Consider the following 19,836-nt stretch of genomic DNA (forward strand, 5'->3'; position numbering starts at 1 on the left):
TCGACCGACGGGCAATATCTTCATTCAATGGCAATTTATCAAAGGATTTCTCCGCGCGCAGGCTGCAAGAAATTAGACGACACAGCCCGGATTTTGTCGGAAGGCCGGCACGAAGGTGCCAAAAGAAAATGCTGCACGTCGCGAAACACTGAACGAACGTATCACCGCCGCCGCCGACACGGCCTCTCTTCCCATACCCGCCGGGAAAAAAGCCTTGCTTTGCAGACGAAAAGCGATTACGATGCCACCACCAAGCCGGTGCCCTGCCGGCGTCGTGTCGGTGCGCTCAGACTTTCACACGTTCAGTGGCTTTACATGAATCCAGTTTCTCTCGCCGGCCACACACTCGAGTTGCTCGCAATCTTGCAGCAGGATCAGCGTCCGGCGGATCATCTCATCGACAATTTCTTCCGCAGCCGCCATTATCTCGGCTCGCATGATCGCCGCGCGCTGGCGGAGACCGTGTACGGCATTTTGCGCCATCGCCGGCTGCTGCAAGCGCTGATTGCCCAAGTGCAGCCGGAATCTGCGACTGACCCCGGCTGGTGGCTCGCGGCATTCAAACTGCATGTTGAGAAAGCTGAGTTCGCGACGGTTGCAGCGGCGCTCACCTCTGCCGGTCGCCGTCCGGCCAGCCTCTCCTCCGCGGAATTGGCGCAGCTTGCGGCACAAAGGCCCGAAGAGTTCGCGGACAATCCCGCGGTCATGCTGTCGTTTCCGGATTGGCTGGTGCGCGACCTGCAACAACAGCGCGGCGAGCAAGAAACGCTGCGGTTGCTGCAGGCGCTCAATCAACCGCCACCGCTGACCATCCGCGTGAACACGCTCAAAACCACCCGCGCCGACTGCCAGCAGGAATTGCAGCGCCGCGGCTGCGCCAGCACCCCGACGCGCTTCTCGCCGTTCGGGCTGCAGCTCACGCAGCGCACCAATCTTTTTGGTTTGGATTTGTTCCGCGCAGGTTGGTTCGAAGTGCAGGATGAAGGCAGCCAGCTCATCTCGCTGGTGCTCGATCCCAAGCCGACCTGGCGCATTGCCGACGTCTGCGCCGGCGGTGGCGGCAAGACCCTGCATCTGGCGAGCCTAATGAAGAATCGCGGAGAGATTTTTGCATTCGATGTTTCCGCCAAACGCCTGGAGAATCTGCAGCGCCGCAGCCGGCGCAGCGGCGCGCACAATATTCGCGTGCAGGCTTTGCCGGAAGGCGAGCTGCCGGAGCGTTTGCTCGGCAAGCTGGACGCGATCCTGGTCGACGCGCCCTGCAGCGGCGCGGGCGTGCTGCGCCGCAATCCCGACGCCAAGTGGAAAATCACCGCGGCGATGGTGGCGGAGCTGAGTGCCAAACAGCTCCGGCTCCTGCGACACTACGCGGCATTGCTCAAGCCGGGCGGCCGGCTGGTTTATGCCACCTGCAGCGTGCTGGCGCAGGAAAACGAGCAAGTCGTGCAAGCCTTTCTCGCGGGTCATCCTGATTTTGAAACGGAAGACGCGGCCGCAATTCTGCAGCATCATCAACTCGGCGCGCTCGCCGCCGGTCCGGCGCTGCAGCTTTCCCCCCACCAACACGGCTGTGACGGTTTCTTTGCCGCGGTCATGGCGCGCCGCCAGCGCGGCACGGCGTGAATCCTCCTTGCTTTTCGCGGGAATCATCCTAACTTGCCTGCAACTTTTCATCCATTCTCAGCAAGGATCGAACATGCACAGGAACATTCTTTGGATCGGCACGGCCCTGCTGCTGGCCGCGTGTTCCACGCCCTCGCCTTCGGCCAAAGGCCCGGCGGGATTGCGCAAAATCAGCTACGCCAACGCCGCGGAATTGGAGCGCATCCGCCAAACTGGTGCCGAGATCATCGTGCAGCAACCGGACTATGTCGTGATCCGCACGGATTCCGCGCAGTTGGCCGCGCTCGCGCTCACCTCGCAGCCGGCGCAGGAGCAGGACTTGGTGCAGCGGCTGGTGGCAATCGTGTTGCGTGATTCCACCTCGTTGCAAACGGTGGTGGACAGCGGCGTGGATCTGTGGGAAGCGCGGGGCGATACGGCGGTGGCGCGCGCTTACGACATTCAACTCGAAAAGCTGCGCCGGGAAGGCTTGGCGATCACCGTCATCGCCGAAAATGCCGACGAGTGGCGAAAGGAAGGGCGATGAGAAACACCAAAGCCCGGTTACGCACTGCCGCGCTGCTGCTGGGCTGCGGCCTGCTCGCGGGCAGCAATTGCCCGGGCCCGGAGCCGCAACCGCCCGATGCCGGCCTCTATCACACCTATGATGAAATCAACCGCGAACTGCATGACTTGGCCACGCAATACAGCGCGATTGCGCAGGTGCATTCCCTGGGCAAATCCGTCGAAGGCCGTGACTTGTGGGCGCTAAAGATCAGCGCGGCGGTGGCGCAGGAACAAGGCGAGCCGGAAATCGTTTTGCTCGGCTGTCATCATGCCCGCGAATGGATTGCCGTTGACGTGCCTTTTCTCATTGGCCGGCATTTGCTGCAAAACTACAATCGTGACACGCTGGTGACCCGCTTGCTCGACCACGCCACCATTTGGGTGGCGCCCATGATCAATCCCGACGGCCATCAATACTCGGTCTCCAGCCAGCGCTTGTGGCGCAAAAATCGCCGCAACAACAACGACGGCTCCTATGGCGTGGATTTGAACCGCAACTACGGCCATGAGTGGGGCGGACCCGGTTCCTCTGGTGACTCGTTCTCTGAAATCTACCGCGGCCCGGCGCCTTTTTCCGAGCCGGAAACACAGGCGCTCCGCGACTTTCTGCAGAGCCGCCCGGTGAAAGCTCTGATCAGCTATCACAATTTCTCGCAGCTCGTTTTGTATCCCTGGGGCTACACCAGCAACCCGGCGCCCGATCGCGCCCTGCTCGATCAACTCGCGAACGGGATCGCCGATCGCATCCGGGCGGTGCATGGTGTGCGCTACACGCCGGAGCAAGCTTCCGATCTCTACCTTGCCAGCGGCGATACCGGAGACTGGCTCTATGCCCTGCGGCAGGTACCGGCGTTGACGATTGAATTACGGCCGAGCAGCAGCGTTCCCGGTTTCGAGTTGCCCGAAGATCAAATCCAGCCAACCTTCGAAGAAAATCTGCCGGCAGCGCTGTATGTGATGAGTTGGGCGGTCGCAGCCGGCTCGCCTTCACCGTGAGGGCAGTCCGCGGCGATTCGGTTTCTTTTGTGAGCACGCGATGCGCTATCGCAACGAATTCAAACGCCTGGATGTTTTTCGCTGCCGCCATGACAGTCACGAGAAATTCGAATACAAAGTCTCCGCCTTTCACATTCTCGAACGCAAGCAATGCTTTCCGGGCGGCTGCGTTTATTTTCGCTGGCGCTGCAAGCTGTTCGAGAAAGGGAAACCCTGCATTCGCGGCTATCATCATGTCGGCCGGCGCTGCGAGGGCTGTCAGCATTTCGTCGACGAGAAGGTCAACAACCGTCCGGAGTTGAGGATTGCGGAGGCCGAATTCGCAGGCTGGCGCGAGCGCTACCAGGAGTTCGCGGAATGGGTGGAAAAGATGCAGCAGCGCGAGGTGAACGTGCTGGGCGTGGTGGCTGCCGTGAAGCCGCGGTTTCAGAAATTTCTCTATCCCAAATCAGAAAATCTGCGGCTGCGCGGCTTTCAGCTCGGTTTCGCGGAAGCTTTCGTCGAAATGGATCATCTCGAGGATGATTGCTATGCCATCGTCAGCCGCGAATTCCAAGACCGGCACCGGCTCGCGCCCGGCGCCAAACTGGAGTTTCGCGGCACGTTCACGCTGAACCGGGGCCGGGTGTTGTTCGAAAAACTGCGCCGGGTGGAAATCGTCGAGCCTGCGCCGGAAGCGGCGGAATGGAACTCCAGCACGGCGTTGGTCGCGCGCAGCGTGGCCACGGGTTTCGATTGGCAGCCGGCGAAGTGCCTGCAGTGCAAATACGGCATGCTCGCCGATGTCGAAGACCGGCGGCAGCCGGAAACCGTGGCGCGGCGGCAACTCTACTGCCTGCAGGGCATGCCGCATCCCGACGTCTGCACGATTATCCCCGGCCGCTCGCTGGGAGAGGATGAATGCCAGAAGTGATTCGGCGGCTGCATCGTGATCGCAAACCGGGGTGGTGAGCAGGCGACTCAGTGAATGCAAACCGGCAGCAGGCTGTGCCAGTCGCTTGTCTGCCAGGAAAACTCACAGAGTCTTTTCAGGGGGAAGAGGAAGAGGGAAATCAGAACGCAGTTGTGTTGAGCTCGCGGGCATCCTCGCGGCCGTTGGGCCGGAAGATGCCCGTTTTCTTTGCGGTGAGAATTTCAAGCCCGCAGGATAATTCACGTTGAAGTTCAGGGGCGCACCGATTGCAGCGCGTCTCTCGGGAACGCCTCATTAGGCGGGGCATCGACCTGGATGAGATCGGCAAGCAGGGTTTCGGGCGCGATGTCCTGCTGATGAGGCCAGGTCAGGGCACCGAGGATGATTTCCACTTGCCTGAAGTACTCAGGATTGCGCAATTCCCGAAAGACGCCGTGATCCAGATACGGTTTCATGTCGAAAATGCCCTTCCGCCCATCGGCGATTTCTACGTACAACCGATAATCAGAAAGGGGCTTAACGATTTTTACATCCCAGTACATGGCAGCAGCCTCACAAAGGGTCGATTTTGTAGAGATTTTCTCCGCTGACGGCGAGTTCCCAGTCGGCCATCAGCTCGTCTCGCCTCAGTTCGATCCATGCTTACACCAGGCGCAACTGTTTGCGCGGCAACTCCCCGGCTAGGATTTCACCGTCCTCGATGCCAATCGAAGCCTCGCATTCTGCGTAGCGAGCATGGATGTGCGGCAAGTTGTGGTGCTTGCTATCGAGCAAGTACATCCGAATGATGATGCCGTAGAACATCGCAATGATCGGCATGGTGAGTCCTTTGATCCGGTGCTTTGGTGCCCAACCTCGCTGCCTCCGGTCAGGCGGATTCGCACTCCGCCTCAGGGCTTTTCGACTTCCTGACCGTACAGGTAATACCAATCATCATAGTTGGCCAGAACATCCTGCAATGCTGTTGCAGCCTCGGGAGCAAAAGCACTCTCGACTTTTTGCCATTTGTCCGTGAAGAGAGGCGCGTTTTCGGCATGCAGAAACTGCACGAATTCCAGAAAGCCGTACGTTTCCCGTTCGGGTTGAAATTGGAATTCGCGGCGCAGCCCCGCGGGATTCTGCTGCAGCAGGCGCTGGTATCCGGCATGGGCCTGCAAATGGGCTTGACGCAACTCCGCCTTGCGGCTGGCCCACGTGCGCGACTGCAGCAGCGCTTCAATGAGCCTGCGCTGGCTGGGAGCAAGCTCACGGCCCCGCAGCTCGCCACTGCCGACTTGATAGAGCAGCTTGCCCGCCAGACCGCTGGCCGCAAGCAAATCCGCAACCTGCGTATAGTCCACCGAAGCGGTGAGTGGCGGCCGTGGCGGCTCGAGCCAGCCCAAGCCGATGATGTAGCGCCGGCGCGTGGTATCGAGTGTGGCGCTGGCCAACCCAGTTTGCGGGGCGGCCGCGGGAAAAAGCTCAGACCGTGACGGCTGAGCCGCAGGGGAAGTTGCTGCGGGTGAGGGGCGGACGGGCGGAGGCGATACAGTCTCTGCTTTGGGCGCGGTTACGGGCGGAGGAGCAGGGGCAGGTTCTTTTTTCTGCCACTGCTCCGCGTACGCTTCCGGCGAGAGCTGCCGGCCGTTCGCCAAGCGCACCGCCGCGATTTTTTCGAGCGCGATGACTTCCCCGTAGGTAAAAGCGTCTTTCGCGGAAGCTGCTTGAAAATAGACCTGCCCGCGCCACACGTCATTCACGGTGCAGGCAAAGGTGGAGCCGTCCTGCAAAAGCAACGTCACTGCCCGCTCCTGAGCGAACAAGGAGCAAGCAGTGACGAGCAGAATCGGCACCACACGCGAGAACAGGCGGAAGTGCCTCACAGGCCAATCCTTATTAGAAACGAAATGCGAGAGAAGCGAAGGCTTGATTCATGGTGATTTTTTCGGAAACCGGCACGAGCGTGTCGCTGAAATCATCCAGCGGCTCCTTGTAATCATGCCACTGGCCGGTGATCACGGCGAGGTCGAGGCGCACTTGCTTGTCCAGGAAGATGCCCACGCCCGCAGTCAGAAACTCGCGATCGGCATTGTCCGGTAATCCCTTCAGTGGATTGGGGTCACGGAAATAGCCGGCGCGCAGTTGCACATCGAGTACCGGCAGCGTGAATTCCGCGCCCAGACGCATGCGGGTGGTGGCACGGTAGTTACGCGCCAGTTCATCATTGGCCTCGTTGCGGGACAGGCCCTCGATCGGCGGCTCGGTGGTGTAGCGAATTTGCGACCAATCGTTGTGTTCCACGCTGCCGCTCAGCAGCAAACCGGCGGCATTCACCGCGGCGCCGGCGCCCAGGGAGAAGGGCGAACGGATTTTGTATTCAAAGCGGCCGGCGTCGCTGCCGCCTTCGATTTCGCCGTCATCAAATTCGGTTTCGTCGGTGACATCCCAGCGGTCTTTGACCGTGAAAGTCGTGGGCGTGCCCAGGGTGAAACCCAGCCGCAGCAATGAAGAAGCGCGATACAAGCCGGCGAGCTTCACATTGATGCCGGAGAACTCCGAAACCAGGGCATCATCGTTGCGATAGGAACGGAAGGTGTAGAGGTCGAGAATATCGTTCTCAACGAAACTGCTGAGATAGTCATTCTTGCCGGACCAGAGATTGATGGCAGCGCCCACCGAGAAATTGGGCGCCACTTCGGTCGCGCCCGCAAACGTCCACGTGCTCAGACTGCCGTCTTCCAACTCGCTCCAGCGCTGATTGACCGAGTCTTCCGGCGTGTTGTTGAACCAGGCAAAACTGAAATTGCTGTCATAGGGCCGGACGCGATGGTAGCCGAGCGAGAAGACCAGGCTGCCGCGATAGGTGGGAATCGGATAAGCCAGGCCCAGGCTGTTGAAATTGGTGGCCGAGGCCTTGTCGAGGTTGCGAGTGAAGCCAAAGGTTGCCTCATTTTCGCGTTGGGCATGGCTCAGGGTCGCGAAGCCTTCCAGCCGGCGGATTTGCGTCAACGCGGCCGGATTCCAAAACGCAGCGCTGTAATCGTCACCGACGCCGGTGTAAGCGCCGCCCATGCCCATGGCGCGGCCGCCAATGCCAAATTCGATGCCGCGTTGAAACACCTCTTCCTGGGCCTGTGCGGGCGCCAGCAGGCCGGCAGCAGCAAATCCCAAAAGCAGCGCCAGCAAACCATGCTTTATTCTCATAGTAATCTCCATCTCGCGTTTGGACTGCGTTCCTGTCCGCGCACTTAGTTCTTGTCGCGGCGGCTGGAAGAACCGGAATTACTGGATTTGGATCCCGAGCTTGAGCTGCCCCGGCTGGAGGAACCGGAATTTCCGGAGGAGCTCCCGGAGCTCTGCACCGAGGGCGCGCTGCCGGAAGATGATTCGCGCGCGGGCGCGACCCGGCGTGAACTGGAACCTTCATTGGAAGACTTCCGGCCTTCGCGCCGCGTGGCGGATTCGCGCTTCCCCGAGGATTTTGGCTTGCTGACGCTGTCGGTTCTTTTTGAAGTGCTGGGAGCCGTGTAAGTGCGGTCATTGGCGCGCGGGCTGGTCACCGCATCGGTGGTCCGATCTTCGGTGCTGCGCCGGGAAACGCGCCGGCGGTCAGTGTTCTGGCCTTGATCCGGCGTGGTGCGCTCGCGGGTATCGATCACGTCCGTGCGGCGTTGCCGGCGATACGAGCCGTCGGCGGCGCGATCAAACACGGTCTCGCCGGGCTTGCTGATGCTGTTGCGGTCGGCAATCGGTTGGCCGATGCTACCGCGCCGGTCGCCAAAATCGTCACCGCTGCCGCGGCTGCCGCGCCGGCCAAAGTCGCGTTTCTTGCCGGAAACCCCTGGATCATAAATGGGCGAATCAGGATAGTAAATCCAGCCGGGTTGGTAGTAGGGACGCGGACCCCACCAGGAATAATAGTTCCAATCCCAGGGATCCCAATAACCGGCCCAGCGGGTGCCGCACCAATTCCAGTAGTCATAGTAGGCGCCCCAGCCAATCGAGAGATAGAAACGATTGCGGGGATGATGGCGATAGTACCAGGAATAGTACCACGGATCCCAGGGATCCCACGGGTCCCAAACATCATACCGGTAGTGATCATAGATGTAGATGTTGGTCACCTCCGGCCGGCCGCGCTCGTCATCATAATTGGTATCGGCATACGCAGCCTCTTCCTCCTGCTCCGCATATTCTTCTTGCACGGCGGCGGCTTCAGGTTCATCCTCTTGAACTGGGCGCGCGAGTTGCGTGTAACAACCGCTGATTGCAAAACTCGTCAGCGTCAGGCCAAGGGCCAAAAGGTAGGCTTTCGTTTTCATGGAGTTTTTCTCCTTTCAAGCCTCGGTTGAATTACCACTGCACTGCAAAACCTATGAGGATTTTCATCAGCAAGACTCGTGTCACTCGAACCGCGCCACCGCTCGGGCGCTTCGTCATCAACTTGAGCAAGTTCTGTTCAAATTGTGCACTCTGCGGGGCCAAGTACCCAGCCGGGTTCCTTTTCATCAGAACAGACCCGAACTGCACAAGGGTTTAATCTCTTGAATTCTCTTCGTGTTCCCTTGTTTTTCAACGCAAGCGCCGTGCCACTCACGACTTGCGATCGCAGCGCCATGCCCGCAGCCGTTTTGATGTTTTTCAGCGACTTGCGCCGGCATCAATAAGCCGCATCTTTTGGAATCGGACGCTGTCGTGTTGCAACTGTACGCATTTGTAAAGACGATATACACAAGACCAGAGTTGGATGAGTCAGTTGCTCACACACCCACCAGCATTCCAATTTCGGCGCCTGATTGAAAATCGCACGATCACCGGCGATAGTCGAAATTGTATGACAACGTGAACCAGGATCTCATCGGACCGTTTCTGCCGCGCGCCGGCAAAAAACGTGTCGCCTGTGCTGCTTTTTTGGCAGCCTCGGCGCACAGCTCGCTGCTGGTGGTGTTCTCCAGAATCGTGACGCTCAACACCTTGCCGCGTTCGCTGATTTCGACACTCAGCTTGACTTCGCCGCGCACGCCTTTCTTGCGTTCAGCTTCAGGAAACTGTGGGAAAACGGAGGCAAGCGGCCGCGCCGGCGAAAGCAGGCCGCCACCGACTTCTTCCAGTGCGCCGATTTCACCCGCGCCGGCGCCGGTTGCCGCGGAGTCGGAGGCCTCGCCTGTTTGCTGCTGCACCGGTTCTGGCACTTCCGTCTTGGGAACGAGCTCTTCCGTGCTGGGCAGCACCACCGCCGGCTTGGGTGGCGGCGGCAGGCGGCTGCCTTGCTTGGTAGCCGGTACATTCTCCACTGTGATCACGGGGATCTTGACTTCGAGGCGCTCCTGCGCCAGCGGCAAACGCCAAAATTGGCTGGCATAGCCCGCCAGCAGCGTGAGTACAATCACCGCCAGCAGCGCCCGCTCGATCCGGCGCGGATAGCCGAGCTTGAAGTCTTCGAATGCGGGAAGATTTTTGTCCAAACTCTTCATGCGCAGATTGGTCTCATCACAGGCTGGTGCCCGATTCTGGTGGCCGCCGCCGCAGGCCGGCAGCGCGCGGTTCGATTCAGCCATGAGGTCGAGTCAAATATAGAACTCCACCCGCCGAATACAATGCTTTTCTTGCCCGCGCGAACTCAAACTGCGCGACTCGCCTCGTTTCTCCCTTTCTCGATAAGCAGGGGCTACCTGCTCACGGCGCTGTCATAGACATTGCAATTCCCGCTCGCGTGCTCGCCGCCGCCGCCGTGCCACTCCCCCGCTTGCGGCAGCACGGCGCGAAATTCACCGACACCGGCGCCGCCGTGATCATCCTGTCCGCCGGCATAAACCGCAAGCCGCCACTTCTCCACTGCCCCGCCGAAAAAGCGCAGCGGCAGCGCAACCGTTATCGTCGCGTTCTCGACGTTGCCGGGGGGGCGGGCGGGATCATCGGGAACGAAGTGCAGCAGCGTGCGGCCCGCAGCATCGTGCACCAACGCACCGCCGCCGAGGTAGACCAGCCGGTCGGCACCGAAATCCTCCGGCACAGTCTGATTGCTGTTCCATCCTACGGCGCGCGTGCCGGTGGCAGCGTCGCGGTCCGTATCAATGGCAATGGCAGCGAAGGTCAATTGATAGCCGTACTCCGGGTGCCAGCCCGGTTGCACGAGCCGCGCAAATTGCAGGCGAAAATGCACCAGCGAGTCTTGCTGCGCCACTTCGATCCGGCGCAAATCGAACATGCCGGCTGCAAAAGCAGGATTCCGGGGATATTGATAACGGCCATTCGGCCCGCGATCATCGCCGGACGGATCCGACAGTGAGATGACGCTGCGGGCGGGAAAGGGCCGCACGGCCTGCGCGGAATTCAGCAGCGGCCAGGCCGGCCCGCGCAAGGCCGGCAAATCAGGACGGAGATGGGGCTGCGCAAACGCGACTTCTGCCAGCAGCGGATGGCGATAGGCGGAATCAATCCGCGCGTGCGTTGCAATCTTCGCTGCGCTCGAGATCAGTTTCTGTTCCGCACGACTGAAGGTGAGCGCGACTTTCTCCTGCGCGCGAAGCTGGCCCCGGCCAACCGTTGCGCTGGCCGCATCGAAGATTTCAAAACTCAATGAAGCCGCGGCCGGGCCGGGCTGCAATTCCACCGTGAAGTGACCGCCGTTCCGGGCATAGGCGATCGCCACTGCCTGTTTTCCCACCCAGACTTTAAAATTCACCGAAGTGAGTGCCTCGGGCAGCCGCGGCTGCAAGCGCAAAGTGTTGGCCGGTGCGTCGATCGTGACGCCGAGAATGTCCTGATAAAGATTGCGCAGAAACTCCGCCAGATTCCAGGCCTGGCTCACCGTGCCTGACAGCCGTAGAAAATCTTCGCCGGGCCGCGCCAGGGCATCGAGCAGCTCGGATTGCGTGCCGCGGCACCCGCGCGTGAGTATTTGCACGCCGGCACTGTGCAGGAGTTGAAACGCCAGGTCTTGCCGGCCAAAGCGGCACAAGGCGGTATTCACCGGGCCGGAGAGCCAGGTCCACACGATGCCGTTGTGATATGCCGCATCCTGCACGTAGTACGGGGCATAGTGATGGTAGGGATGAAAATTGTCATCTTGCTGGGAGAGGGAGGCGACGCCATAAGGATAGGTCAGTTGCTGCACCACCTCGGCAGTGACCGAGGCCGCCTGTTCCAGGGCCAACAACGGCGCAGCCGGCACTGAGACTGCAAAGATCTGATTGGGCCGAAGCTGCAGGTCCGGGCTGCCATCGGCATCGAGATGATCAAACAGACGCCGGTGTTGGGCATCCCAATAGAGGGCTGCAAACTGCCGGCGCAAACGCTCGGCAGCGGCGCGGCAGGTGCGTGCCAATTCAACCTCACCGTGTTTGTCCGCCACCTCTGCGGTGCGCTGCAGCGCTGCATACCAGAGCACTTGAATCTCGATAGCGCGATTGCCGCGGGGCGACCAGGGTCCCTGCGGCCCAACGGCATCCATCCAGGTATCCGCGTCCGCGTGCGTGAAAAAACCGAGCGAATCAACGGTGTGCGCCAGCGCCGCAGTGACGGCGTAGCCCGCCACCGGCAGCATCTCCGCGGCAAAACTCTCATCGCCGCTGTAGCGGTAATAATCCCACGCCGCGAGGATGAACCACGGCGTGCCGTCCGCGGTGTTGTAGATGATTTCGCCGGGCATGACGCGATTGGGAATCCGGCCGTCGCGCGCCTCCGCCGGGTCGCGGAGTTGAAAGCGGCCGAAGGAAAGCAGGATTTCCCGCGCCTCCGCGTAGTTGCCGGTGACCAGCGTTGCGCCCGGAAGCGAGATGAAGGTGTCGCGGCCCCAGTAATTGTTGAACCAGGGCAGGCCCGCGAAAATGCCCTTGCCCTGCTGATTCATGATGAGCGCATCGAGCGAGACTTTGGCCCAGCGCACCGCCCGGTCAAATTCAGGCAGATTTGAAGCAAAAGCAGAATGAGTCAACAACTGCTGCATCCGCTGTTGCCGCCGAGAGGCCAAGAGCGCATAGTCTTTGCGCAGGCTTCGCTGCAGCCTCACAAACTCTTCATCGCTGTTTCCTACCATGACAAAGAAGAGGACGCTGTCGCTTCCCGTCACCGTGAAGGACATGGGCACGAGGCACGGGCCGGCGAACAGATCCGCGAACCCGGCGGCCGTGGGCTTTCCGGCTGCGGGCGAAGCCGGCTGCGGCAAAACTGGTGCGCTGAGCCGCGCCCGCGGTTCTGCGGCAACCGCTGCCCATGCCGGATAGTTCACGCCTGCTTGGGGTGAAAGCCGGCTGCGCAGCGCGACCGCAAATGCCGAATCGTCAGACAAACGGCGCTGCACAAAATCTTCGGGTTGCCGCGAGCCGCTGAACGCCGGCAGAAACGCCACCTGCCCACGAGAAGAGAGCTTGACCTTCACCGCCAGCACACTCAGGCTGTCCAGCAACCTCACTTCCTCCACGACTCCGGCGTCGCCGTAGCGGCGTACCAGACGGTCGGGATAGATTTCCACACGGCTGCGGCGCCGGTCGAGTGTTTTGCCATCAACGAGCAGGAGATAATCTTCGAGATACTCCTGCGTCAGGACATTAAGCCCCTGGAAAGCAAAACGGTTACCGCTGCCGGCCTCGCCGTAATAGAATGCCGACTGTTTGTTTGTGTAAACAAAGGTTGCGCTGTCTCCGGGCGAAAGTTCGAGTCGGTCGTCTGCAAATGGCGGTTGTGCGGGTACTGGCAAGGCACACAATGTGACCACCACGAAACTTATCACCTCAGCGCGAAAACCCCTCAGCATGCAGGAAAGGCCACATTCCAGAAAAAAAGTGCTCATTCGTCTACCCGGATGCAAATTTTCACTTGTGAAGTGTACTTACAGGCACTATATTCAGATCAATTATGGTGATTCAATAGACACCATCACCTTTTCAAAAGGAGGTCGCGATGAAAAAACCGCTTGAGCTTCCTCACGGAGAGCAGGTGCCCGTTGATGTTGATTTGCGTTATTGGCGTGGTCGGCTGGAACCGTTTCAATTTCAGTTCATGAGTGACTTGTACCGCATCAGCCGCATCACCAGGCGGCAGCTTCGCACGTTCGACAGTCGCGAATTCCGGCAATACTGGGTTCGTGTCGAAAGCCTGCCCGGCACCTTTCAACTCACCGAGGATCTCAAGACCGCTTTGTGGCGGCTGAGCCGTACCCTCAAAGCCGAAGCCCGCTACTTTTGATTTTTGGATTGGCGCGCGGTTTTGCGTATATTGGCCGTGGCTCAAGATAGTAATTTCAGACGGACATGCAAGCCTCCGCCTTGACCGCTGCCGCGACAATGGCGGGCAGGTATCTTTGCCTTTTGTTCCGGTGAAAACTCCGGCCCGGGCGAAATTCACTGCACGTCCCCCCCTGCAGTTGCTGCCTTGAGCCTTCGCAACCACGAAGCGTTCCCGAAAGTTGATTGCAGCGATGAAGCTGCGCCGATTTTCCGCGCCGTGGCGATTGCGCTCTCCGCACCTTATCCGTCGCGGCCGGCAACGGCAGCGCGACCAAGCTCGAGCCATCATGACAGCCAACCTCGCTGCCCAGCCGAATTCCGGGCCCGCACCTGAAAGCCTCACCCCACTCCCGAATCCCAAAGAAGAACAGCGCCAAAAGCTGTTTCAAGCTCTGTTCGATCTCTTTCGCGACTCACTGAAGAAATCCTGGCGCCGTGCCGAACTCGATCAACACCCGTTGGCAAAGCGGCTGTTGCGCTTGGCGCGCGCCACCTATGAGCAGCGCGGCCGCTATCCGCTCGCCTGGCGCCAGCAATTCGTGCGACAGGCGCGCACGCTCCATTCCCTCACCGGCTATCGCGACATTCGGATGTTGTTGTTCGACTGGCTCAAGCGCATGGAACAGCTCTCCGCGGCCGCGGACTTGTTCGTTTCCTCTGAGCCGGTGCTGCGCCGCCATTTGCGCCGGCTGGCGGGCGTTGCCCCTGCCGCATTTGCGTCGCCGGCCGCGGCCTCTGGTCCCGCCAGCGCACCAACGGTGGTTCTGACCGTTGACAATCCCGAGACGCATGATCGCGATGACGCGCTCAGCTTTCGCCGCACGGCAGAGGGCGTGGAAATCGGCGTGCATGTGCCGGATCTTACCTCTTTTGTTCCCGCCGGCAGTGCGTGGGATGTGTGGGCGGCAGAGCTGGGCGCCTCCGCCTACTTGCCGCACGTCACGATCAACATGCTGCCCGAGGCAGTCAACCGCGCGGCGGGATTGCAGGCCAACCTCACTCGCGCGGTGGTGTCGTTTTATTTCGCAAGCACGGCAACTGGCGAATTCCGTTTCAATCGTTTGACCTGCGAAAGCCTGACGGTCGGCCGCAACGCGGATTACGAAGAGATTGAAATGTGGCTGGAGGTGGGCGCGCCGGGCCCGTGGAACAGTGCGCTGCAGACCTGGCTGGCCGGTGCGCAGCAACTCGAGGCGGCACGGGTGGCTGCCGGCGGCCGCATTTTCGCGCGCGAGCAGATCGACGTGCTGCTCGAGGCCTCGGGCCAGGTGGAGTTGCGGCGGTATGCGCAGAACAGCGCCGCCCGCAAGATGATCGCGGAGTGGATGATTGCTGCCAATGGCGCGGCCGCCGGCTTTTGCGCCGAGCACGACCTGCCCTGCCTGTATCGCACGCAGGATCAAGCCAGCCCCACTGAAGAGGAAACCGGCACGGAGAGCGAGCCGCGCTTTGCCCGGCCGCAACTGAGTGTGCAACGTGCGCCCCATCGCGATCTCGGCCTCGAGGGTTATGCCCAGATCACTTCGCCGCTCCGGCGCTATGTGGATTTGCTCATGCAGCGCCAGCTCATTGCCTTTCTGCAAACCGGCGCGCCGCGCTATTCCCTCGAAGACTTGCGCCAGGCCGCGCAAACGCAGGAACGCCTGACGCAACGTTTGCAGCGCTTGCAGGCGCGCGCGGAGTTCTATTACAAATGCGTCTATCTCGCGCAGCATCTCGGCACGCCCTGCAAGGCGGAGATTTGTCACAGCCCGGCGCCCTCGCGCTCGGTGGTGCTGCGTCTGCCCGAAATCGGTTTGCGCCTGTTTCTGCCGCAATCGTCCATCAAAGGGCTGGGCATGCGCCAGATTCCACCCTATGGCACGGCCATGCCGGCGCTGGCGACGTGTTTGGAAATGGATCCAGATCGCGCGGTGATGGTGTTTCAAGTGAGGAAAGCTGCGGGAGAGCGGTGAGGCAGGTGAAGTGACAGGAAGAAGGAGGCTGGCAATCGAACTCGATTCTGCCGCTTGCGCAGCGCTTTGCTGAGGGATTCATTAGCAAGCAAGCATCAGCCGAAACGCGATGTCAAGTGCAGAGGCCTTATTCCCCCCCAAAAAAAGAACACCGCCGAGTCGCGGAGTGCTGCTGGATTGAATTCCCAGCTCACTCAGCGGCTCGGCGGTGCACGTAACCTCTCCAAGATCGCGGCGGTTACTTCGCAGTTCCCCTCCAATCCACCACTTCCACGTTGTCCGGAATCTTGAACGTGAACAATTGATCCGCGAGCGTCGGGTTGATCGCGATATTTTGCAGTTTGTAAACCGTCAGATTTTCGTTGAGGTCGACTTGCTCGATCTTGATCGCGATCCAGCTCTTTTTGTCCACCCAAACCGTCACCGATTTGGCGAAGGATTCATCCTCCTGGCGCGGGGAGAGGCGCACGACGTGACAGTCGCTCTGCTCGAAGCGTTCATCACGCAGATATTCCGCCTTGAAATCGTTGGTGTACTTGATGAGCAAGTCCCGCGGCAGGGGATTCTCCTGCGATTTCGTCATGTTGTCGATGAACACCTGCTGCTTGTCCACCGAGTAGGTCCACACGGTTTTGCCGTCGGTGACGATGGTTTGCAGGTCGGTCTCGACGCGGTAACGGTCGCCCTTTTTGAGATAGAGCTTGCCGGTGAGGGTTTGGGTTTCGCCGGCGAGCGCCCAGGTGTATTCCTTTTGAAAATCCGCGGTCATGGCTTCGAGCTTTTCATAGGTGGAGCGCACGCGGCCGATGATCTTATCGGCATTGTTGTCCTGGCGCGGCGCGAACCCCAGCGTGACTGCCAGTCCCGCAAACAGCAGCAGGCGATTGCGGAACGAAACAGCGCGGGAAACCGTGGCGGAAGTGCGGGCGCCGGGCGCCCCAAACAAAGCAGAAGCGTTCATCTTTTATTCCAATCCCATTTCTTCAAGATAAGATTCATCCACGAGGACTTCGCGGGCTTTGCTGCCGTCAAAAGCGCCCACGATGCCCGCGGCTTCCAACTCGTCGATCAAGCGCGCGGCGCGGGAATAGCCGATCTTCAGGCGGCGCTGCAGCAGCGAGATCGAGCCTTGCTGGTGGCGCACCACCAGTTTCAAGGCTTCGTGAAAAAGCTCATCGCGGCGGCCGTCTGCCGCCGGGCCGTAACCGTCATCCGTGCCGCTGTCCTCCTGCCGCACCGGCAGCAGGGTCCTTTCGAAGGCCGGCTGATTGCGGATATGCTCGATGGTGCGTTCGATGTCTTCCGAGGAAACATAGGCGCCGTGAATGCGCACCGCCTCCGGGCTGCCCGGCGGCAAAAAGAGCATGTCGCCGCTGCCCAGCAGTTTTTCCGCGCCGTTCATGTCGAGAATCGTGCGGGAATCGATTTTCGAGGCCACTTGAAAGGCGATGCGCGCCGGGAAGTTGGCTTTGATCACGCCGGTGATCACATCCACCGAGGGCCGCTGCGTTGCCACGATCAGATGAATGCCGACCGCGCGCGAGAGCTGGGTCAAACGCGCGATCGGTTCCTCGACTTCCTTGGCGGCGGTCAGCATGAGATCCGCCAGCTCATCGATCACCAACACGATGTAAGGCAGCGGTTTCAGTTCCAGTTCCCCCTCGGGCGCGCCGGGTTCCTCCGGCGCAGCGAGCTTGCCCTCGCGCAGGCGCTGATTGTACTCCGCGATGTTGCGCGAGCCAACCCGCGCCAGCAGGGTGTAGCGGTTCTCCATTTCCCATTCCAGGCTGCGCAAGATCGCGAGCGCGTTTTGCGGCGAGGTCACCACCTCTTCGTTCAAATCATCACGATAGTTCAAATGGTGGCGGCGCAGCATGCGGTAACTGGAAAGCTCCAGCCGCTTGGGATCGACCAGCACGAACTGCACATCGCGCGGATGCGCCTTGTAGAGAATGCTGGCGATGATGGTGTTCAAACATACGCTTTTGCCCGAGCCAGTGGCGCCGGCGATGAGCAAGTGCGGCATTTTTTCCAGAGAGGTCACATACACCTGGCCGGAGATGGTCTTGCCAAGCGCGATGGTCAGCGGCGAGGTCGATTGCCGGAAGGCATCGGAATCGAGCAGGCCGCGTAAATCCACCATTTGCGGCTCGGGATTCGGCAGCTCGATGCCGACCGCGGCTTTGCCGGGAATGGGCGCGACGATGCGGATGCGCTTGGCGCGCATGGCGAGCGCCAAATCATCGGCCAGCGCAGTAATGCGCGAGACTTTGATGCCGGGCGCCGGCTCGTATTCGTAGCGTGTGATCACCGGGCCCGGGTTGATCTCGACCACTTTGCCCTCGACGTCGAATTCCAGCAGCCGCTCTTCCAACACGCGCGCCAGGCTCAGAAGCTCATCGCGACTCTGCACCTTTTGCTGTTCTGCCGGCGGCACACTGAGCAATTCCAGCGAGGGAAAGATGTAGTTGCCCGCGGGCCTGGGCTTGTCCGCTTCGAGGGCGCGGCCCGCCTCCGCCGGTGCTTCCGCTTTGGCAGGGCGAACCGCGTCGAAGGCGACTTTCTCGTTGCCGGTGCCGGCAGGCGGCGGAAAACTCGCGCCGGGAAAGACGCTGCCGCTGCTGTGATCTTCGGCGGCACGCAGACGCGCGAGCTTCTTCCAGCGCGGTTCCTTCGGCTCGGCCACCGGCTCTGCTGCCGCAGCCGCAGGCTCTTCTTCGTCGTCCGGCTCAGCAGCGCGCCAGGACGCTGGCGAGGGTTTGGGAATCGCCGGCCGCCAGTCCCGCAACGAAGTCCAGCCGCCTGCGAACAACTCACGCACCCGGCTCAGGCCTGCCATCAGCTTGCGCAAGACTTCATGCAGACTCATCTGGGTTGCGACCATCAAGGTGACCGCGCCGAGGGTGAGCATCACGATCACGCTGCCGATGGCGCCCAAAGCGCGATGCAGGAAATGCGAAAGGAAGGCGCCAATCAAACCGGAATGGGAGTAATTGACTTCCGGACTGCCTTCCTGCATGGCGTGCGGCAAACCCAGCCAGGTGGCGAAATAGAGCGCGGCCAGCAGCGTGACATAGGTCGCATTCACCATCTTCTCCCGCTTGTAGCCGCGGAAGTAAAACCAGCCCCAGGCCATCACCACGAAGGGAATCAAAATGGCGGAATAGCCGAACAGAATCTTGATGAGCACATACGAAATGTACACGCCCGCCACGCCCATGGCATTATGGATCTTGATGAACTGGATGCCCTGCGGCTCTTCGGCGGGATCATAGGAAACCAGACTCGCCAACACGAGCACGCCGAGCATCAGCAGCAGAATCCCAAGAATCTCTTCTTTTTGCCGCTGCGAGAGTTTCACGGATTTTCCCGCCATCTATCTTTCACCGCCTCACGAGGTAATAGGTGTCGGCCAGCCCGGCTGCGGGGCGCGGGCCGCGTTTCAATAGTCCCGGCGATAAAACGGCGTCGTCACGAGGCGCGCGGCAATCGACCGGCCGCGAACATCCACCACCACTTCGGTTCCCACCGCGCTGTGCGCGGCCGCGACGTAACCCATGCCGATGGCCTTTTGCAGGCTGGGTGAAAACGTGCCGCTGGTGACATGGCCGACGGTGGCGCCGTCTTTCAGAATCGCATAGCCGTGCCGCGCCAGGTGCCTGCCCGGCAACTCGAATCCCACCAGCTTGCGGCGCAGGCCTTGCGCTTTGGCGTTGGCAATGGCATCCCGGCCGATGAAGTCGCCCTTGTCGAGTTTGGTAATCCAGCCCAGCCCGGCTTCCAAAGGATTGGTGGTTTGGTCGATATCATTGCCATACAGGCAGTACTTCATCTCCAGCCGCAGCGTGTCGCGCGCGCCCAGGCCGATCGGCTCGATTTCGAATTCCCGGCCGGCCTGAAAGAGCGCCTCCCAGACTTTGACGGTATGCCGCGCGTCGCAGGCGATCTCGAAGCCATCCTCGCCAGTGTAACCGGTGCGTGAGATCAAAGCGGGCACGCCGGCGACTTCACCCGGCGCCAGCCAGTAGTATTTGATCTCACTCAAATGCACGGCGGTGAGCTTCTGCAGGGTGTCCTGTGCGTGCCGGCCCTGCACGGCCAGCAGACCGGTCTGCTCGCTGACCTCGACCATGCCGGCCGCGGGCGTGGCCTCCTGCTGCAGCCATTCCCAATCCTTGCGCAGATTGGCGGCATTGACGATGGCGAGATAGCGGTCGGGCAAACGGTAGATAATCAAATCATCCACGATGCCGCCGTCGGGATAGCACATGGCGGAGTATTGCGCTTGATAGGGCGCCAGACGCGCCACGTCATTAATGGTCGTGCGCTGCAAGAACGCGAGTGCGCCCGGGCCGCGGAATTCGAACTCGCCCATATGTGAAACATCAAACACGCCGACCGCGCGGCGCACTTTGTGATGCTCTTCGATGATGCCGCGGTATTGCACCGGCATGAAGTAACCGGCGAACTCGACCATCTTCGCGCCCAGACTGACATGCACGTCGTGCAACGGCGTTTTCTTCACGGCGGAGATGGGACTGGCATTTTCCATAGCAGGACTCTTTCCGGTAGCCTCATCTCCCCGGGGAGGCGAGGC

At 60.7% G+C, this 19,836-nt stretch carries 15 protein-coding genes and 1 pseudogene; 5 read left to right on the forward strand and 11 right to left on the reverse strand.

What is annotated here, in order from left to right; genetic code table 11:
* Positions 1-315: 315 nt before the first annotated feature.
* From L6R21_18175 to L6R21_18190, 4 genes are all read left to right on the forward strand, one after another.
* Entirely contained in the window at positions 316-1,623 is a 1,308-nt protein-coding gene (locus L6R21_18175) for an RsmB/NOP family class I SAM-dependent RNA methyltransferase (protein MCK6561129.1), read from the forward strand.
* A 73-nt stretch (positions 1,624-1,696) separates the two neighbouring features.
* Positions 1,697-2,149 (forward strand): hypothetical protein, encoded by a 453-nt coding sequence (locus L6R21_18180; protein MCK6561130.1) that lies wholly within the window; start codon positions 1,697-1,699, stop codon positions 2,147-2,149.
* On the forward strand, positions 2,146-3,165 hold the full coding sequence (locus L6R21_18185; protein ID MCK6561131.1) for a M14 family metallopeptidase: 1,020 nt from the start codon (positions 2,146-2,148) through the stop codon (positions 3,163-3,165). The genes L6R21_18180 and L6R21_18185 overlap by 4 nt, the downstream gene beginning before the upstream one ends.
* A gap of 40 nt (positions 3,166-3,205) precedes the next feature.
* Positions 3,206-4,078 carry a hypothetical protein gene (locus L6R21_18190; GenBank protein ID MCK6561132.1) on the forward strand — a complete coding sequence of 291 codons (873 nt, stop codon included), beginning with the start codon at positions 3,206-3,208 and terminating at the stop codon, positions 4,076-4,078.
* 251 nt (positions 4,079-4,329) lie between these two features.
* On the opposite strand, the gene L6R21_18195 is transcribed toward L6R21_18190, so the two are convergent.
* The 8 genes and pseudogenes from L6R21_18195 to L6R21_18230 form a co-directional block, all read right to left on the reverse strand.
* Positions 4,330-4,620, reverse strand: a complete 291-nt coding sequence (locus L6R21_18195) for a DUF2442 domain-containing protein (protein MCK6561133.1) — start codon at positions 4,618-4,620, stop codon at positions 4,330-4,332.
* Positions 4,621-4,630: 10 nt separating this feature from the next.
* A pseudogene (locus L6R21_18200) lies at positions 4,631-4,897 on the reverse strand (DUF4160 domain-containing protein).
* Between the two features lie 71 nt (positions 4,898-4,968).
* Positions 4,969-5,940: a hypothetical protein gene (locus tag L6R21_18205; protein ID MCK6561134.1), complete on the reverse strand. Its 972-nt coding sequence runs from the start codon at positions 5,938-5,940 to the stop codon at positions 4,969-4,971.
* A gap of 13 nt (positions 5,941-5,953) precedes the next feature.
* A complete protein-coding gene (locus L6R21_18210) occupies positions 5,954-7,261 on the reverse strand; it encodes an outer membrane protein transport protein (GenBank protein ID MCK6561135.1) in 1,308 nt (435 codons plus the stop codon).
* Positions 7,262-7,305: 44 nt separating this feature from the next.
* Positions 7,306-8,379 (reverse strand): hypothetical protein, encoded by a 1,074-nt coding sequence (locus L6R21_18215; protein ID MCK6561136.1) that lies wholly within the window; start codon positions 8,377-8,379, stop codon positions 7,306-7,308.
* A gap of 489 nt (positions 8,380-8,868) precedes the next feature.
* Positions 8,869-9,615 carry a TonB family protein gene (locus tag L6R21_18220; protein MCK6561137.1) on the reverse strand — a complete coding sequence of 249 codons (747 nt, stop codon included), beginning with the start codon at positions 9,613-9,615 and terminating at the stop codon, positions 8,869-8,871.
* 110 nt (positions 9,616-9,725) lie between these two features.
* Complete coding sequence (locus tag L6R21_18225; GenBank protein ID MCK6561138.1) at positions 9,726-12,812, reverse strand: hypothetical protein; 3,087 nt, start codon at positions 12,810-12,812, stop codon at positions 9,726-9,728.
* A gap of 122 nt (positions 12,813-12,934) precedes the next feature.
* On the reverse strand, positions 12,935-13,288 hold the full coding sequence (locus L6R21_18230) for a hypothetical protein (GenBank protein ID MCK6561139.1): 354 nt from the start codon (positions 13,286-13,288) through the stop codon (positions 12,935-12,937).
* 283 nt (positions 13,289-13,571) lie between these two features.
* Between L6R21_18230 and L6R21_18235 the strand changes: the two genes are divergently transcribed.
* The gene (locus L6R21_18235) at positions 13,572-15,239 is read left to right on the forward strand and encodes a ribonuclease catalytic domain-containing protein (protein ID MCK6561140.1); all 1,668 of its coding nucleotides are present in this window, start codon (positions 13,572-13,574) and stop codon (positions 15,237-15,239) included.
* 238 nt (positions 15,240-15,477) lie between these two features.
* On the opposite strand, the gene L6R21_18240 is transcribed toward L6R21_18235, so the two are convergent.
* From L6R21_18240 to gcvT, 3 genes are all read right to left on the reverse strand, one after another.
* Complete coding sequence (locus tag L6R21_18240) at positions 15,478-16,200, reverse strand: outer membrane lipoprotein carrier protein LolA (GenBank protein MCK6561141.1); 723 nt, start codon at positions 16,198-16,200, stop codon at positions 15,478-15,480.
* 3 nt (positions 16,201-16,203) lie between these two features.
* Positions 16,204-18,615 carry a DNA translocase FtsK 4TM domain-containing protein gene (locus tag L6R21_18245; GenBank protein ID MCK6561142.1) on the reverse strand — a complete coding sequence of 804 codons (2,412 nt, stop codon included), beginning with the start codon at positions 18,613-18,615 and terminating at the stop codon, positions 16,204-16,206.
* 66 nt (positions 18,616-18,681) lie between these two features.
* On the reverse strand, positions 18,682-19,791 hold the full coding sequence (gcvT, locus tag L6R21_18250) for a glycine cleavage system aminomethyltransferase GcvT (protein MCK6561143.1): 1,110 nt from the start codon (positions 19,789-19,791) through the stop codon (positions 18,682-18,684).
* Positions 19,792-19,836 lie beyond the last annotated feature (45 nt).

The organism is bacterium (assembly GCA_023150945.1).
Classification (GTDB): domain Bacteria; phylum Zhuqueibacterota; class Zhuqueibacteria; order Zhuqueibacterales; family Zhuqueibacteraceae; genus Coneutiohabitans.

Bases quoted from the DNA above. Each gene is read 5' to 3' on its own strand.
- gcvT (MCK6561143.1), bottom strand. From the start codon at position 19,791: ATGGAAAATGCCAGTCCCATCTCCGCCGTGAAGAAAACGCCGTTGCAC.
- L6R21_18175 (MCK6561129.1), top strand. From the start codon at position 316: ATGAATCCAGTTTCTCTCGCCGGCCACACACTCGAGTTGCTCGCAATC.
- L6R21_18245 (MCK6561142.1), bottom strand. From the start codon at position 18,615: ATGGCGGGAAAATCCGTGAAACTCTCGCAGCGGCAAAAAGAAGAGATT.
- L6R21_18180 (MCK6561130.1), top strand. From the start codon at position 1,697: ATGCACAGGAACATTCTTTGGATCGGCACGGCCCTGCTGCTGGCCGCG.
- L6R21_18240 (MCK6561141.1), bottom strand. From the start codon at position 16,200: ATGAACGCTTCTGCTTTGTTTGGGGCGCCCGGCGCCCGCACTTCCGCC.
- L6R21_18220 (MCK6561137.1), bottom strand. From the start codon at position 9,615: ATGGCTGAATCGAACCGCGCGCTGCCGGCCTGCGGCGGCGGCCACCAG.
- L6R21_18185 (MCK6561131.1), top strand. From the start codon at position 2,146: ATGAGAAACACCAAAGCCCGGTTACGCACTGCCGCGCTGCTGCTGGGC.
- L6R21_18190 (MCK6561132.1), top strand. From the start codon at position 3,206: ATGCGCTATCGCAACGAATTCAAACGCCTGGATGTTTTTCGCTGCCGC.
- L6R21_18195 (MCK6561133.1), bottom strand. From the start codon at position 4,620: ATGTACTGGGATGTAAAAATCGTTAAGCCCCTTTCTGATTATCGGTTG.
- L6R21_18225 (MCK6561138.1), bottom strand. From the start codon at position 12,812: ATGCTGAGGGGTTTTCGCGCTGAGGTGATAAGTTTCGTGGTGGTCACA.
- L6R21_18215 (MCK6561136.1), bottom strand. From the start codon at position 8,379: ATGAAAACGAAAGCCTACCTTTTGGCCCTTGGCCTGACGCTGACGAGT.
- L6R21_18235 (MCK6561140.1), top strand. From the start codon at position 13,572: ATGACAGCCAACCTCGCTGCCCAGCCGAATTCCGGGCCCGCACCTGAA.
- L6R21_18210 (MCK6561135.1), bottom strand. From the start codon at position 7,261: ATGAGAATAAAGCATGGTTTGCTGGCGCTGCTTTTGGGATTTGCTGCT.